Below are 15,595 nucleotides of genomic sequence, written 5' to 3' on the forward strand. Positions count from 1 at the left end.
GCGCGCTACGGCTGCCCCGCGTCCGTGGCCGTCGCGGCGGGAGGCGCCGGCGTGGGCACCTTCACGCCCTCCGCGGCCAGCACCGCCATGCGCTCGGTGGCCTGACGGGCCGCGGCGCTGTTCGGATGGTCCGTGGGGATCTTGGACAGCACCTGCGCCGCCTCGTCCTTCTTGCCCTGGAGGATGAGCATGCGCGCCTTGTGGTACGCGCCCATGCCGACCAGGTACTCGCCGGTGTCCGCCTTCTCCATCGCCTCGAAGGAGGTGATGGCCTGGGCGTAGTCACCCTTGGCCTCGTAGGCGTAGCCCTGACCTTCCAGGGCGCTGGCGCGCAGGGCGTCGTTCTCCGGGGCGCCCTTGAGGAAGACGTCCAGGGACGCCAGGGCGTCGTCGTTCTTGCCCAGCCGGAACTCGGCCTTGGCCTGCGGCAGGGCGGCCGTCGTCGCCGAGCGGGTGCCGCCGTGCTCCTTGCGGAAGGCGGCCAGCTGCTTCACGACCTCTTCGTCGCGGGCCTGCACCGTGGGGAACGGGGGCTCCGTGGCGGAGGGGTCCACCGGGTCCACGCCCGTCACGGGGCGGTCCAGGACGGTGAGGGCCTGGCCCAGGGCCATGGAGGCCTGCTCCTCGCCACGCTTGGAGACCTCACTGCCGATGGCCACGCCCACCGCGCCCAGCACGAGCACGCCCGCGCCAATGGCGAGGAACTTCTGGCGCTGCATCAGCCAGTCCCTCGCGTCCGCTCCCGCCCTCTGGAAGGCGTCCGGCTGACGAAGCTCCTGCTGGCGAATCTTCTCGGTCTTCTGCTGGGCCACGATGAAGGGACCTCTCTCCGGCTCGACGGTGCTCTTCGCTCTGGGAAAGCGGCGCACTGTAAAGAGCGCCCGCTGGGAGTGTCAACGCGCGAGCGCGGTCAGTCGCGCCCCGCGCGCTTCCCACCCTTACCGCCCTTCCCCGCCAGATGCGGGTTCTTGCGGGCTTCGCGCTTGGCCTTGCCTGGCCGCTCGCGGAAGAGCAGACGGATGGGGACCCGCAAATCGAACGTCTTGCGGATCTGGTTGGTGATGTACCGCTTGTACATGTCCGGCACGCCCTGCGGTTCGTTGCAGGTGAGGGTGAAGGTCGGCGGGGCCGCCGCCACCTGGGCGATGTAGTACAGGCGCAGCGGCTTGCTCTTCACGATGGGCGCCGGGTTGTTGTCCACCATGTAGTCCAGCAGCTTGTTGAGCTGGGGGGTGGGCGCCCGGAAGCGGAACTGCTTGGCCAGCTCCACCGCCACGTCCACGACCTTCTCCACCTTGGAGCCGTGCAGGGCGGACGTGAAGATGACCGGCGCGTAGCCCACGAACTTGAGGGCGATCTTGAGGTCCTCGCGGAAGGCCTCCTGGCGGCGCTTGTCCTCCGCGATGAGGTCCCACTTGTTCACCACGATGACCAGCGCGCGGCCCCGGTCCATGGACAGGCCCGCGAGCTTCGCGTCCTGATCCACCGCGGGCTCGGTGGCGTCCATCAGCAGCACCGCCACGTCGCTGCGCTCCAGGACCTTCAGCGCCGCGATGACGGAGTACTGCTCCACCTGGTGCGCGATGGTCTTCTTGCGCCGGATGCCCGCGGTGTCCGTGAGGATGAGCTGGTTGCCCTTGTACGTGACCTCCGAGTCGATGGGGTCACGCGTGGTGCCGGCGACGTCGCTGGTGACGACGCGCTTCTCCTTGAGGATGGCGTTGACCAGCGTGCTCTTGCCCACGTTGGGCCGGCCGATGATGGCCACGCGGATCTTCCCGTCGTCCGGCGGCGCCTCGGAGTCCTCGCCCTCCTGCTTCTCCGGGAGCTTGGACACCACGGAGTCCATCAGGCTGCCCATGCCCAGGTTGTGCTCGGCGGACATGGCGTTCACGTCGCCCAGGCCCAGGCGGAAGAACTCGCCGGCCAGCGACTGCATCTGCCCGGACTCGTTGTCCAGCTTGTTGGCCGCCACGACGACGGGCTTGCCCGCCTTGCGCAGGTAGTTGGCCACGGCCTCGTCCGCGGTGGTCATGCCCGCGCGGGCGTCCACCACGAAGATGATGACGTCGCACTCCTCCACGGCGAACTGCGCCTGCTCGCGCACCTGCTTGAGCAGCGAGTCCTTCTCACCGGGGACGAAGCCGCCCGTGTCGATGAGGGTGAAGGCGCGGCCCTCCCACTCCGCGTCGGCGTAGTGCCGGTCGCGGGTGACGCCGGGCTGGTCCTCGACGAGCGCGATGCGGCGGCCCACCAGGCGGTTGAACAGCGTGCTCTTGCCCACGTTGGGGCGACCGACAATGGCGACCAGCGGCTTCATGGAGTCTCTTTCGACAGCGACGACGACTTCGAAGGCAACGACGTCAGCGGTACGGACTTCAGCGGCGACATCACTCGTACCCCAGCTTCCGCAGGCCCGCGGCGCGCTCGCTCCAGCGGGTCTCCACGCGCACGCGCAGGTCCAGGTACACGTGCGCGCCCAGGAGGCGCTGCACGGACTTGCGCGCGTCCGTGCCAATGAGCTTCAGCATCTGCCCCTGCTTGCCAATCAGGATGGCCTTCTGGCTGTCGCGCTCCACGTAGATGGACGCCGCGATGCGGATGAGGCCGCCCAGCTGGCCCGGGGGCGTGCCCGGGCGCGGCTCGCGCTCGGACTCATCGAACACGTCCACCAGCACCGCGGTGGAGTACGGGATCTCCTGGCGGCAGTGACGCAGGACCTGCTCGCGGATGTACTCCGCGACGAGGACGCGCTCCTGCTGGTCCGTGAGCATGTCCTCCGCGAAGAGGGGCTCGCCCTCCGGCAGGTGGCCCAGCACGACCTGGAACAGGTGCTCCACGCCGTCCTTCTCCCGCGCGGAGATGGGCACCACCTCCGCGAAGGGGAACTCCTGGCCGTAGAGGGCGATGAGCGGCAGCAGCTTCGACTTGGGGATGGAGTCGATCTTGTTGATGACCAGGAAGGTGGGCTTGCCCACCTTCTGCAGCCGCTCGAGGATGGCGCGGTTGCCCGGCGTCACGTCCAGCGTCTCGCCCTGGGGCGGCTCGATGAGGAAGAGGACCAGGTCCACCTCCTCGGCCGCGGAGAGGGCGGCCTCCACCATGTAGCGGTTGAGCTCACCCTTGGCCTGGTGGATGCCGGGCGTGTCGATGAACGCCACCTGCCCTTCCGGGCGCGACACCACGCCCAGGATGCGGTTGCGGGTGGTCTGCGGCTTGGGCGAGACAATGGCGATCTTCTCGCCCGTGAGCACGTTGAGCAGCGTGCTCTTGCCCACGTTGGGCCGGCCGATGAGCGCGGCGAAGCCAGCGCGAGGGGTCTTCTTCTGGGACTGAGAGGCCATACTTCCGGAGGTGATCAGTGGGCCTTCCGACTTCGTGAGACGGGAAGGCCCCGGGGGAACTGCCAGGGTACGGCGGCGGACTGCCTTAGGACGGCCGCGCCGTGGAGATGGTCAACGTCTGGATGCGCACGTCCCGGCGGGGACGGTCATTTGAATCCTTGGGAAGCTCGTTGGCGATGCGGTCCACCACGTCCTGCCCCTCCACCACCTCGCCGAAGATGGTGTACCGGTTGTCCAGGTGGGGCTGCGGCGCCGCGGTGATGAAGAACTGACTGCCGTTGGTGTTGGGGCCGGTGTTGCCCATGGCCAGCACACCCTTCTTGTCGAAACGCCGGCCAGCCTGGAACTCATCCTCGAAACGGAAGCCCGGGCCGTTGTTGCCCCGGCTGGTCGGGTCTCCGCCCTGGATCATGAAGTCCTTGATGCAGCGGAAGAAGAGCGTCCCGTCGTACAGCGGGCGGCCGTGCTGGGGCTGGAACGTGATGGGGTCCGTCCAGGTCTTCTCCCCCGTAGCCAGCCCCACGAAGTTCTCCACCGTCCTGGGCGACTCCTTGGAGAACAGGCGCACGACGATGCGCCCCTCCGTGGTCTGGAAGGTGCCGAACAGCTCCGTGCCCGCGCGGGCCTGTTCCATGAAGCTCATTGCGGGGTGCCCTTCTTGGGGGCGGCGGGCTTCTTGAGCGCCTTGTCGCTCAGCGTCACCTTCTCCAGGACCACGGGCGTCTGCGGGCGGTCCTGGGCGCTGCGCGGCACGCTGCCGATCTTCTCCACCACGTCGTAACCGGTGACGACCTCGCCGAAGATGGTGTGGCGGCCGGTGAGGTGCACGGGCGTGCCGGTGGTGATGAAGAACTGGCTGCCGTTGGTGTTGGGGCCGGCGTTGGCCATGGCCAGGATGCCCGGCTTGTCGAAGCCGCGGCCGCTCTGGAACTCGTCCGCGAAGCGGAAGCCCGGGTCGCCCCGCCCGGTGCCGGTGGGGTCGCCGCCCTGGATCATGAAGCCCGGGATGACGCGGTGGAAGACGGTGCCATTGTAGAGCGGCTTGCCCTTCACCTGCTCGCCCGTCGTCGGATCCGTCCAGGCCTTCTCACCCGTGGCCAGGCCCACGAAGTTCGCCACCGTGTTGGGCGCGTCCTTGGAGAAGAGCTTCACGGTGATGACGCCCTGGCTCGTCTTCAGGGTCGCGTAGAGGTCCTTGCCGGCCTGGACCTTCTTCGTCCACGGGCCCGGGGCGGGCTCGGCGGCCAACGCCGCGACGGCGGCCAGCGCCACGGTGAGACCGAGAAGACGGTGCATACGGGACAGCCTCCAGGGCAGGAAGGCGCGGACCCTACCCCCCACCCCCCTCCCGCTCCAAGGGCTTTCACGCCGGAGGGTCGTCCGGGGAAGGACCTCCCGGGACGGGCGCCACGACATCCGGGGATGCCACGACCGCCGCCTCCGCCTTCAGGCGCTCCAGCGTGGTGCGAGCGGCTGCCTGCTCGGCCTCCTTCTTGTTCCGGCCGGTGGCGCGGGCGTACACGGACTCCCCGATGCACACCTCCACCTCAAACACCTTGGAGTGCTCCGGGCCCGTCTCCGCCACCACGCGGTAGCGCGGCGACAGCTTGAGCTTCTCGTGGGACATTTCCTGGAGGAGCGTCTTGTAGTCCAGGCGGCCCGCGCCGGAGGCCACCTCCTCCACCAGCTCCCCGAAGATGCGGTCCACCAGCCCCAGCGCCGGCTCCAGGCCGCCGCTCAGGTACACCGCGCCCAGCACCGCCTCCATCGCGTCCGCGAGCAGCGAGTTCTTGTCGCGGCCTCCGGACTGGGACTCGCCCCGGCCCAGCAGGAGCAGCTCGCCCAGGCGCAGGCTGCGAGCCACGCGGGCCAGGCCCTCTTCATGGACGATGCGGGCGCGCATCTTGGTGAGCTCGCCCTCGGGGACGCCGGGGCAGCGGTCCATCAGCCGGTGGCTCACGGCCAGGTCCACCACGGCGTCGCCCAGGAACTCCAGGCGCTGGTTGTCCTTGAGGTTCTGGTCGCGGTTCTCGTTGACGTACGTCTTGTGCGTCAGCGCTTCCAACGCCAGGTCGCGCTTGGAGAACTGCACGCCCAGGCGGGCCTCCAGGGCCTGCACGCGCTCCACCAGGGTCATCTTCTCCACGCGAATCACTCCTGGGGTGCGTCCGGGCCCACGAGTCGCACGGCCTCCGGGGCGACCTTCAGCAGGTCCGCCACCAGCTGCACGACGCCGGGGAATTCATCCAGTTCGAAGCGGCCCGCCCACACCTTGCCCTGGGTGCCCGCCAGCAGGCCCCGGAAGGTGCGCCCGGCGATGCGCGCGGCCGCGAAGCGGTAGGCCTTGCCCTCCACCTGCAGCTGCGCCAGCAGCTCCAGGCTGGAGCGCGGCGGCACCAGCGACTGCGGGCCGAACTTCTCGACGATCTCCACGAAGCGCACCGGCTCCGCGCCGGGGGCCGCCTGCGGCGCGCGCGGCACGGGCTCGCCGAGCAGCGCGGCCAGGTAGCCCGTCAGCGCGGCCTTCTCGCGGAACTCGGACAGCTCGATGACGTGCCCGGCGGCGGTGACCAGCTCCTCCCGCCCGCGGATGGCCTGCGCGATGCGGAAGTTGCCCTGCCGGTCCGCCACCAGCTTCACCGCGAGCTGGCCCTCCCTCACGTCCGTGGAGAGCACCAGCGACGTCGGGTCCACGTCCGCGGGCAGGCCCAACAGCTGCAGCTCCTCCGAGCGGCGCTGCAGGTGGAAGACGTGGTCGCTGAAGGTGTCCAGCAGGAGCGCCTGCATCTCCTCCGCCGCGTCGATGGCGGACAGGAGGATGGGCGTCATGCCCACCACTGCGGGCGGCGAGATGGGGATGAGCCGGTCCCCCATCACCTGGAAGGTGATCTCGGTGATGAAGTCCTTGGTGATGGGATTCACCAGGGACGCGGCCTCCAGGTCCAGCATCACTTCGACGCCGGACGGCTCCTCACGGACCTGGAGCCCCAGCTCTCGCAGCCGAGCGGTATCCATTACGCGCCTTTGAAGGTCTCGCGGGCGATGATGGTCCGCTGGATCTCGCTCGTGCCCTCGCCAATCTCACAGAGCTTGGCGTCGCGCAGGTAGCGCTCCACGGGGAACTCGCGCGTGTAGCCGTAGCCGCCGTGGATCTGCACGGCCTTGTTGCACCCGCGCATGGCCGCCTCGGACGCGAAGAGCTTCGCCATGGAGGCCTCCTCCGAGTACGGCTGCCCCGCGTCCGCGAGCCGCGCCGCGCGGTGCACCAGCAGCCGCGCCGCCTCCAGCTCCGTCTTCATGTCCGCCATCATCCAGCGCAGGCCCTGGAACTCGCCAATGGGCTGACCGAACGCGGTGCGGTCCTTGGAGTACGCGACCGACTCCTCCAGCGCGCCGCGCAGGAGGCCCACCGACAGCGCGCCGATGGTGATGCGGCCCTTGTCGAGGATTTTGAGCGTGTCGATGAAGCCGCGGTCGACCTCGCCCACGATGGCGTCGTCACCGACCTCCACGTTCTCGAGGATGAGCTCGGCCGTGTCCGACGAGCGCATGCCCAGCTTCCCGTGGATGGAGCGCTGGCTGAAGCCGGGGATGCCCTTCTCCAGCACGAAGGCGGTGATGCCCTTCTGGCGCTTCTCCGGCGACGTGAGCGCCAGCACCACGAACACGTCACCCACCGTGCCCTGGGTGATGAACATCTTCGCGCCGTTGAGCACCCACTTGTTGCCCTTCTTCACGGCGGTGGTGCGCATGCCGGACGCGTCCGAACCGGATCCCGGCTCGGTGAGGCCCCACGCGCCCAGCCACTCACCGGAGGCGAGCTTGGGCAGGTAGCGCTGGTGCTGCGCCTTGTTGCCGAAGACGCGCACGTGGCTCGTCCCCAGGCCGTTGTGGCTGGCCACCGTGAGCGCGAGCGAGCCGTCGTAGCGGGCGATCTCCTCCACGGCCACCGCCACGGCGAGCGAGTCCATGGCCGCTCCGCCGTACTCCTCGGAGACGAGCATGCCGAGCACGCCCAGCTGCCCCAGCTCCTTCACGACCTCCATGGGGAACTTCTCGTCCTTGTCCCACTCGCGCGCGTACGGCTTCACGCGGCGTTCGCAGAATTCACGGAGGGAGGCCTGCAGGGCGCGGTGGCTTTCAGGAAGTTCGAAGTCCATGGTCGGGTGCGGAATCTAGAGCGTGAATGACGGGTGGGGAACTTCAGACCGGGTGAACGCCGTGCTTCTTCTCCGCACGGGGCTGGAACCGGTCCGCATACAGTGAATAACGCTGCATCAATTCCCCGCGCAGGGAGTCGCCGGGGACCACGGCGTCGATGATGAGCTCGCTGGCCAGCTTGAAGATGTCCACGTCCTGCTTGTACTCGTCGCGGAGCTTCTGGACGAAGGCTGGCCGCTCGGCCTCCGGCAGCTCCTGGATCTTGTTGAAGTAGACGGCGTTCACCGCCGCCTCCGGGCCCATCACGGCGATCATCGCCTGGGGCAGCGCCAGCGTGGCCTCCGGGGCGAAACCGGGCCCGCTCATGGCGTAGAGGCCAGCACCATAAGCCTTGCGCACCACCACGCAGATGCGCGGCACGCTGGCCTCGGACACCGCGGAGATCATCTTCGCGCCCGCGCGGATGATGCCCGCGCGCTCCACCTTGGTGCCGATCATGAAGCCCGGCACGTCCGCCAGGTACAGCAGCGGAATGTTGAACGCGTCACACAGCCAGATGAACCGGGCCGCCTTGTCCGCGCTGTCCACGAACAGCACGCCGCCCTTGTACTTGGGCTGGTTCGCGACGATGCCCACCGGCCGGCCGCCAATGCGCGCCAGGCCGGTAATCAGCTCCTGCGCGAAGAGCTTCTTCACCTCGAACCAGCTGCCCTCGTCGATGAGCTCCGAGATGAGGGCGTGCATGTCGAACGGCTTGTTCTGATCCGGCGGGACGATCTCGTCCACGCGCTTGCCGCTGTGCTTGGGCGCCTTGAGTTCGACCTGGGGCGGGGCCTTGGAGAAGTTCTCCGGGAAGAAGGCCAGGTACTGCTTCGCGGCGGCGATGGCGTCCTGTTCGGTCTTCACCAGCACGTCGCCCACGCCGGACACGGAGCAGTGCATCTTCGCGCCGCCCATCTCCTCCAGGGTGACCTTCTCCCCGATGACCATCTCCGCCATGCGGGGGCTGCCCAGGTACATGGAGGCGTTGCCCTCCACCATGATGACCAGGTCGCAGAACGCGGGGATGTACGCGCCGCCCGCGGCGGACGGGCCGAAGAGCAGGCAGATCTGCGGGACGAAGCCCGACAGATGGACCTCGTTGTAGAAGATGCGGCCCGCGCCACGGCGGCCGGGGAACATCTCCACCTGGTCCGTGATGCGCGCGCCCGCGCTGTCCACCAGATAGAGCAGCGGGCACCGCAGCGCCCTCGCCGTCTCCTGGATGCGGAGGATCTTCTCCACCGTGCGAGCGCCCCAGCTGCCCGCCTTCACCGTGGAGTCGTTGGCCATGATGGCCACCGCGCGCCCGTCGATGCGCGCGACCCCGGTGACGACGCCGTCGGAGGGCAGCTCCGGGTCCAGGTTGTTGGCGAGCTTGCCGTCCTCCACGAAGGAGTCCGCGTCCACGAGCAACCGGATGCGCTCGCGCGCGAAGAGCTTGCCCGTCTCCGCGTTCTTCGCGTGGTACTTGGGCGCGCCGCCCTTCTCCACCTGGGAGACCTTCTCGAGCAGTTTCTGATCTGAGGACATGGCCGTCGTCCCATACCAAGAAACCCCCGGCCTGGCTGCCTTCTTGCCAGCCGAAGCACCGGGCGTGCCGTCCAGCGGACGACGCATGGGGCCACGACGGAGCGCTTCGGGGGGTGTCGCTTGGGGCTTCCCTGCCTACCTTCATGTTGCACGGGGGGTGTGCACCCAGGCGGGCCACGAACCGCCCCGTGAACCGCATCCGGCCCAGGAGGGACCCATGTTCAGAGCGAAGAAGGCGACGTGGCAGGCGAAGGCTTTGGCCAAGAGCAAGCTGTACCGTCAGTTCCTGGCACACCAGCTGCTGGATCAGCTGCCCGACTACGCGGACAAGGCGGGCAAGGTGGCCCGGAAGTCCTGGGACAACTTCGATCCGGACGACGCGCTGCGCTATGTGGGATTGACGACGTACAAGCCGGCGCGCACGGGCATGGGCGGCCTGGGGGCGTTCCTGCTGGGCGCGGCCGCGGGCAGCATCGTGGCCCTGCTGATGGCCCCGAGCCGCGGCACGGAGCTGCGCACCACCGTCAAGGACAAGGCGATGGGCTACATCAACAAGCAGGGCGTGAACATCGGCGGCGAGAAGACCGCGAGCGCCTGACGTCCGGCTGAGTCTTGACGCAGGCAGGGGCAGCACGGTCCGCGGGCAACCGCGGGCCTGCCGCCCCTGTCGCTTTCGGAGAGCTCAGCGGCCTTTATAGACAGGGGGACGCTTCTCCGCGAACGCGCGGAGCCCTTCCAGCCGGTCCTCCGTCTTGAGCACCTCCTCGTACTTCTTGAGCTCCAGCGCCAGCGCGTCGTCCAGCTCCAGGCCGGTGCCCTCGTCGATGGCGTGCTTGGCGGTGGCCACGGCCACGGGGGCGTTCTCCACCACGGCCTCCGCGAGCTGGAAGGCGACCTCCAGCAGGTGCCCTTCCGGGGCCAGCCGGTTCACCAGGCCGATGCTGAAGGCCTCCGCCGCGTTCACGCGCCGGGCGGTGAGGATGAGGTCCTTGGCGCGCCCGGGGCCGATGAGCCGCGCGAGCCGCTGCGTGCCGCCGCCGCCGGGGATGATGCCCAGCTTCACCTCCGTGAGGCCCATCTCCGTGGCGGGCGAGGCGACGCGCAGGTCGCACGCCAGGGCCAGCTCCGTGCCGCCGCCGAAGGCCGCGCCGTTGATGGCGGCGATGAAGACGCAGTCGCTCTTCTCAATCGAGCGCAGGGTGACGCGCAGGCCGTTGAGGAAGGCGCGCACCTCGTCTTCCGACATGGTGGTGCGCTCCTTGAGGTCCGCGCCCGCGCAGAAGGCCTTGTCGCCCGCGCCGGTGAGGATGACGGCGCGCACGGCGCGGCCGGAGGACACGCGGGACACGAGCGCGTCCAGCTCCTGGTGCATCGCGCGGCTGATGGCGTTGCGGCGGCTCTCCCCGTCGATGGTCCAGATCTCGATGGCCCCTCGGGCCTCGACCTTGAACTCCGGCATCTTCGCTCCCCGTGACGGACCGCACCGGGCGGCCCGCGTGAATGGCGCGCAGCCTGAAACCTGTTCCCCAGTCTGGCAAGCCGTAAACGGATAGGATCCTGCCCATGCCTTCGTGCTCAACAGCGAAACGCCCGTGGCGGTGGCTGCCCGGCCTGCTCACCGTGTCCGCCCTGCTCGTGCTCGCCCTGCCGCTCGTGGCCCTGGCGCGCGGTGGTGGCGGCGAGCACTACACGTCCGGCCGCGACCGGGGGAACGGTGGTGGCGGGGGCGACGGCCTGCCCATCTGGCTGCTCTTCGAGCTGATCCGCTTCCTCTTTCTCTACCCGAAGGTGACCATCCCGCTGCTGATCCTCGGCGGCGGCGCGTACTGGCTCTACAAGCGCAACCTGCACCCGGACGCCACCACCCGGCGCGCGTTGGATCAGCGCGAGGCGGAGGTGCGCACGGAGGTGTCCGGCCGCGACGTGCAGGGCTGGGTGAACGCGCTGAAGCTCAAGGACCCGTCCTTCCAATTGGAGCCCACGCTGGAGAAGGTGCGCTGGCTCTTCCTCGAGCTGCAGAAGTCGTGGTTCCGCCGGGACATGACGCCGGTGCGCCCCTTCCTGTCGGACGCGACGTGGCAGCGCTTCAACGTGCAGCTGGCGCTGATGCAGGCGCAGGGCGTGCGCGACGCGCTCGCGGACATGAAGGTGCTGGACGTGCAGCTCATCGGCCTTCATCAGACGGAGTGGTACGACAGCATCCACGTGCGCGTGCGCGCCAGCATCCGCGACACGGACGTGCCCGCGAACCAGACGGACGCGCAGGCCATGGCCGCCGCCAGCAAGGTGGCCCCGGAGACGTTCACGGAGGTGTGGACCTTCGTGCGCAAGCCCGGCGCGCAGACGCGCATCGGTGAGGACCTGTTCCAGGGCAAGTGCCCCAACTGCGGCGCGCCCTACAAGGGCGGCGCGTCCAACACCTGCGAGTTCTGCAACGCGGTGGTGAACTCCGGTAACTACGACTGGACGCTCTCCGAAATCACGCAGGGCGTGGAGCATGTGCGCCACCACAAGCAGGTGGACGGGCTGATGCAGGCGCGCGCGGATGACCCGGCGCTCAACCTGGAGATGCTGGAGGACCGCGCGTCGCTCTTGTTCTGGAAGTGGATCGACGCGCAGAGCCGCAACGAGACGCAGCGCCTGTCCAAGGTCGCCAACGCGGACGCGATTACCAAGCTGGACGCGGAGCTGGGCCAGTTGGCGAAGCAGGGCCGCCGCCGCGTCTTCCTGGAGTGCGCGGTGGGCGCGGTGGACGTGCGCGCGCTGGAGGTGCACCCGGAGTCCTTCGACGAGGCCCAGGTGGAGATCCGCTGGAGCGCGCGCATGGGCGTGGGGCCGGTGAACGAGAAGCCGCCCAGCCTGCCCACGGTGCCTCAGCGCTGGGTCTTCACGCTGCTGCGCCGCCACGGCGCGAAGACGAACACGGACACCGGTATGTCCACGGACCGCTGCCCGCAGTGCAACGCGCCCACCACCAACAGCGCGGCCAACACCTGCGAGTTCTGCGGCACGGTGCTGGGCAACGGCGAGCGTGACTGGGTGCTCGCGTCCGCCCTCCCCTTCGAGTCCTGGAACGTCCACCACGCGCAGCGCACGTCCCGGAACGCGGCCCGCTACCAGGAGGCCCGCCGGGCCGAGCGCGGCACCGTGGCGCCCCCGCCCGTGGACGTCGGCGGGCATGGCGTTGGCGACAGCGACGGCGACCGGGTGGTCACGGACGTGAAGGAGCGCGAGCGGCTGCTCTACATGATGGCGTCCATCGCCGCGGCGGACGGTGAAGTCACCGCCGCGGAGCGCCGCCTGCTCAAGCTGTGCGCGGAGCGCTGGAGCGTGTCGTGGGCCAACGTGGAGATGGCCCTCAACGCCGGGCCGCAGCTCTTCGAGCGCCTGGTGCCACGCGGCAGCCCGGAGGCGGAGGTCTTCCTGCGCCACATCGTGGAGATGGCCCTGGTGGACGGCCGCATCGACCGCAAGGAGCGGAAGATGCTGCAGATCGCCGCCCAGCACCTGGGCCTGGAGGAGCGGCTGCCGGCGCTCCTCGGAGACCACTGAGCGGGACTTCAGGTCTGCGCGCGGCGGGAGGCCTTCTTGTCCCGCTCGCCGAGCGCGGCCTGGAGGTACTTGCCCGCGAGCTTCCGGCCGATGAGCTCCTGGGCGATTTCGCCGGCCTCGACCAGCTTGTCCAGGTCGATGCCGGTGTCCACGCCCATGCCGTGCAGCATGAACACCGCGTCCTCCGACGCCAGGTTGCCCGCGGCGCCCGGCGCGTAGGGGCAGCCGCCCAGCCCGCCGATGCTCGCGTCGAACGTGGTGACGCCCGCGGACAGGCCGACGAGCGCGTTGGCCAGCGCGGTGCCTCGCGTGTCGTGCAGGTGCAGCGCCAGCGTGTCCACCGGCATGTGCTGGAGCAGCGCCGTCAGGATCTCTTCCGTCTGGCGGGGCGTGCCCACGCCGATCGTGTCGCCCAGGCTCAACTGGTAGATGCCCGCGTCCACCAGCTGACGGCAGATGTCCACCACGCGCTCCACCGGGACGTGGCCCTCGTAGGGGCAGCCCCACACGGTGGACAGGTAGCCGCGCACGCGCATGCCGGCCTTGCGGGCGGCGGCCGTCACTTCCTTCGCGCCGGCCAGCGCCTCCGCGATGGTCTTGTTGATGTTCTTCTTGGAGTGGGCCTCCGACGCGGAGATGAACACCGCGGCCTCCTCCAGCCCCGCCGCCTGCGCGCGCTCCAGGCCCTTGAGGTTGGGCACCAGCGCGGAGAAGACGACGCCGGGGCGGCGGCCCACGAGCTTCAGCAGCTCCTCCGCGTCCGCCAGTTGGGGGATCCACTTGGGTGACACGAACGACGTCACCTCGATGCGCTTCTCCCCCGCGGCGACCAGGGCGTTGATGAGGCGCGCCTTGTCGCGGGTGGGCAGCGTGCGGAGCTCGTTCTGCAGGCCGTCGCGGGGGCCGACCTCGTACACGTCGACCCGGCGGGGCAGTTGCCCCAGCAGGCCGACCCGCGTTCGCGATGTCTCTTTCGGATCCACTGGACGTGTCCCGGGCTCCGTCACCGGCGCCCGGCTCCCACGATGAGGTCGGTCGACTCGGGTGACACCGGCGCTCCATCCAGACCGCCGTGCACCCACTGCACCGAAAAGCCCGTGCTTTCCAACAGCCCCTTCAGTTCCGCAAGAGGATAGTAACGAAGGGTGTACGCCGCTCGCAGGACACGACCGTCAGACAAGGTGAGCTGACGCTGCCCGACATCCCTTCCACGCGTCGCGTCGAAGCGGCTCTCCTCCTCCAGGAGACTCCCATCCGGTAACCGCTCGCGGAACGACGCGCCCGGACTTCCGGCCAGCCGCTCGTAGGGCACCGTCTGGAACACCAGCCGTCCGCCGGGCTTGAGCGCCCGAGCCACCTCGCGCAGCACCTGGACATGCTCCGCGTCGCTGAAGGCGAAGAGTGTCGAATACCAGGCGTAGGCGCCCCCCAGGGTCGCGTCCTGGAAGGGCAGCGCCCGCAGGTCGCCCCGCACCACGGGGAAGCCGGGGCGGCGCAGGCGCAGGGACAGCGGATCCAGCTCCAGGCCCACCACCCTGCCCGCGAGCGCGCCCTCCGTGTTGAGCCGCGCCGCGTGCCGCCCGTGGCCGCAGCCCAGGTCCACCACCGGGCCCTCCACGTCCGCGAACGCCCGGGACAGGTACTCGACTTCCCGGGCCGTCACCGCCTCGGAGAGGTACGGCAACGTGCTGCGCAGGTACAGCTCTCCGAAGAAGTCGTCCACGGACAGGGGGGCCCGTCAGCGCTTGAGGGCGGGCAGCTTCTCGCGCAGGCGGCGCACGGCTTCGTCCAGCACGCCCTCCGTCTTGCAGAAGGCGAAGCGCGCGAAGCGCTGTCCCAGGTGCCGGTGCTCCGGACCGTAGAAGACGCTGGGCGGGATGCCCGCCACGCCCACCTCCGTCACCAGGTGCCGGCAGAACGCGACGTCATCGTCGAACCCGTAGCCGCGGATGTCCGCGAGGATGAAGTAGCTGCCCTCCGGGGAGAAGGCCTGGAGGCCCGCCTGACGCAGGCCCGTGAGCAGCCGTTCACGCTTGGCGGTGTAGAGCGCCGTCAGCTCCTGGAAGTAGCTGTCCGGAAGCCTCAGCGCCACGGCCATGGCCGCCTGGAACGGCGACGCGGTGGCGAAGGTGACGAACTGGTGCGCGCGCTGCACGGCATCCCGCAGCGGCGGCAGCGCGATGATCCAGCCGATCTTCCACCCCGTCAGGCTGAAGGACTTGCCCGCGCTGCTTACCGTCACCGTGCGGTCCGCGAGCACCGGCACCGTGGCCGCGCGGATGTGGCGCGCGGGGGCGAAGACGATGTGCTCGTAGACCTCATCCGCCAGCACCTTCACGTCGTATTCGGCGCAGAGGTTGCCCAGGAACTCCAGCTCCTCGCGGGTGAAGACCTTGCCCGTGGGGTTGTGCGGCGAGTTGAGGATGAGCAGCCGCGTCTTCGGACCGAAGGCGGCGCGCACCTCGTCCCGGTCGAACCACCAGGTGGCGTGCTCCGCGTCCGGCGGGCGCAGCGGCACGTAGCGCGGCGTGGCGCCCGCGAAGGCGATGTTGGCGTCGTACGAGTCGTAGAACGGCTCGAAGGCCACCACCTCGTCGCCAGGGTCGACCAGGCCCAGGATGACGTCGAGGATGGCCTCCGTCGCGCCGCTGGTGACGGTGACCATGGTGTCCGGGTCCACGGCGTGGTTGTAGAAGCGCTGCGCGTGCTCGGAGATGGCGTTGCGCAGGTCCTTGGCGCCCACGCCGGGGGCGTACTGGTTGACGCCGCCCTGGATGGCCTTCCACGCCGCTTCCTTCACGGCGTCCGGCCCGTCGAAGTCCGGGAAGCCCTGCCCCAGGTTCACGGCCTGGTGCTTCAGGGCCAGCGCGCTGAACTCGGAGAAGACGGTGGTGCCGAAGCGGGAGACGCGCTGCGCGAGCACGGGCCGGGGGGACATGGGTCAGGCCTCTAAAAGGCCAGCGCAC

Annotated in this window: 15 protein-coding genes; 2 read left to right on the forward strand and 13 right to left on the reverse strand. The window is 69.5% G+C overall.

The features are described from left to right. Window positions 1-5 precede the first annotated feature (5 nt). The 9 genes from JYJ93_RS23465 to JYJ93_RS23505 all read right to left on the reverse strand — a co-directional run bounded on the left by JYJ93_RS23465 (window position 6) and on the right by JYJ93_RS23505 (window position 9,077). Entirely contained in the window at window positions 6-812 is an 807-nt protein-coding gene (locus tag JYJ93_RS23465) for a tetratricopeptide repeat protein (RefSeq protein WP_206794830.1), read from the reverse strand. Between the two features lie 98 nt (window positions 813-910). Then, window positions 911-2,320, reverse strand: a complete 1,410-nt coding sequence (der, locus tag JYJ93_RS23470; RefSeq protein ID WP_206794832.1) for a ribosome biogenesis GTPase Der — start codon at window positions 2,318-2,320, stop codon at window positions 911-913. Window positions 2,321-2,390: 70 nt separating this feature from the next. Continuing rightward, on the reverse strand, window positions 2,391-3,344 hold the full coding sequence (gene era, locus JYJ93_RS23475) for a GTPase Era (protein ID WP_206794834.1): 954 nt from the start codon (window positions 3,342-3,344) through the stop codon (window positions 2,391-2,393). 85 nt (window positions 3,345-3,429) lie between these two features. Beyond that, window positions 3,430-3,987: a peptidylprolyl isomerase gene (locus tag JYJ93_RS23480; RefSeq protein ID WP_206794836.1), complete on the reverse strand. Its 558-nt coding sequence runs from the start codon at window positions 3,985-3,987 to the stop codon at window positions 3,430-3,432. Then, the gene (locus JYJ93_RS23485; RefSeq protein ID WP_242543904.1) at window positions 3,984-4,640 is read right to left on the reverse strand and encodes a peptidylprolyl isomerase; all 657 of its coding nucleotides are present in this window, start codon (window positions 4,638-4,640) and stop codon (window positions 3,984-3,986) included. The genes JYJ93_RS23480 and JYJ93_RS23485 overlap by 4 nt, the downstream gene beginning before the upstream one ends. Window positions 4,641-4,707: 67 nt before the next feature. Continuing rightward, window positions 4,708-5,499, reverse strand: coding sequence for a ribonuclease III (rnc, locus tag JYJ93_RS23490; RefSeq protein WP_269012416.1), 792 nt, complete (start codon window positions 5,497-5,499; stop codon window positions 4,708-4,710). Beyond that, window positions 5,496-6,359 carry a hypothetical protein gene (locus JYJ93_RS23495; RefSeq protein WP_206794837.1) on the reverse strand — a complete coding sequence of 288 codons (864 nt, stop codon included), beginning with the start codon at window positions 6,357-6,359 and terminating at the stop codon, window positions 5,496-5,498. The genes rnc and JYJ93_RS23495 overlap by 4 nt, the downstream gene beginning before the upstream one ends. Continuing rightward, on the reverse strand, window positions 6,359-7,504 hold the full coding sequence (locus tag JYJ93_RS23500) for an acyl-CoA dehydrogenase family protein (RefSeq protein ID WP_206794838.1): 1,146 nt from the start codon (window positions 7,502-7,504) through the stop codon (window positions 6,359-6,361). The genes JYJ93_RS23495 and JYJ93_RS23500 overlap by 1 nt, the downstream gene beginning before the upstream one ends. Window positions 7,505-7,547: 43 nt before the next feature. After that, window positions 7,548-9,077, reverse strand: a complete 1,530-nt coding sequence (locus JYJ93_RS23505; protein WP_206794840.1) for an acyl-CoA carboxylase subunit beta — start codon at window positions 9,075-9,077, stop codon at window positions 7,548-7,550. 217 nt (window positions 9,078-9,294) lie between these two features. On the opposite strand from JYJ93_RS23505, the gene JYJ93_RS23510 reads away from it, so the two are divergent. Next, window positions 9,295-9,675: a YtxH domain-containing protein gene (locus JYJ93_RS23510; RefSeq protein WP_206794842.1), complete on the forward strand. Its 381-nt coding sequence runs from the start codon at window positions 9,295-9,297 to the stop codon at window positions 9,673-9,675. 84 nt (window positions 9,676-9,759) lie between these two features. Here JYJ93_RS23510 and JYJ93_RS23515 read toward each other — a convergent pair whose 3' ends face one another. Beyond that, window positions 9,760-10,536, reverse strand: a complete 777-nt coding sequence (locus JYJ93_RS23515; RefSeq protein ID WP_014397059.1) for an enoyl-CoA hydratase-related protein — start codon at window positions 10,534-10,536, stop codon at window positions 9,760-9,762. Between the two features lie 104 nt (window positions 10,537-10,640). Here JYJ93_RS23515 and JYJ93_RS23520 point away from each other — a divergent pair, with 104 nt between their 5' ends. After that, on the forward strand, window positions 10,641-12,629 hold the full coding sequence (locus JYJ93_RS23520) for a TIM44-like domain-containing protein (protein ID WP_206794844.1): 1,989 nt from the start codon (window positions 10,641-10,643) through the stop codon (window positions 12,627-12,629). An 8-nt stretch (window positions 12,630-12,637) separates the two neighbouring features. Here JYJ93_RS23520 and JYJ93_RS23525 read toward each other — a convergent pair whose 3' ends face one another. The 3 genes from JYJ93_RS23525 to JYJ93_RS23535 are packed head-to-tail and all read right to left on the reverse strand — an operon-like array spanning window position 12,638 to window position 15,567. Next, on the reverse strand, window positions 12,638-13,612 hold the full coding sequence (locus JYJ93_RS23525; protein WP_206794845.1) for a hydroxymethylglutaryl-CoA lyase: 975 nt from the start codon (window positions 13,610-13,612) through the stop codon (window positions 12,638-12,640). 20 nt (window positions 13,613-13,632) lie between these two features. Continuing rightward, window positions 13,633-14,352 carry a class I SAM-dependent methyltransferase gene (locus tag JYJ93_RS23530; RefSeq protein ID WP_206794847.1) on the reverse strand — a complete coding sequence of 240 codons (720 nt, stop codon included), beginning with the start codon at window positions 14,350-14,352 and terminating at the stop codon, window positions 13,633-13,635. A gap of 15 nt (window positions 14,353-14,367) precedes the next feature. Further along, window positions 14,368-15,567 (reverse strand): aminotransferase class I/II-fold pyridoxal phosphate-dependent enzyme, encoded by a 1,200-nt coding sequence (locus JYJ93_RS23535; protein WP_206794849.1) that lies wholly within the window; start codon window positions 15,565-15,567, stop codon window positions 14,368-14,370. Between the last annotated feature and the right edge of the window lie 28 nt (window positions 15,568-15,595).

The organism is Corallococcus sp. NCSPR001 (assembly GCF_017309135.1).
Classification (GTDB): domain Bacteria; phylum Myxococcota; class Myxococcia; order Myxococcales; family Myxococcaceae; genus Corallococcus.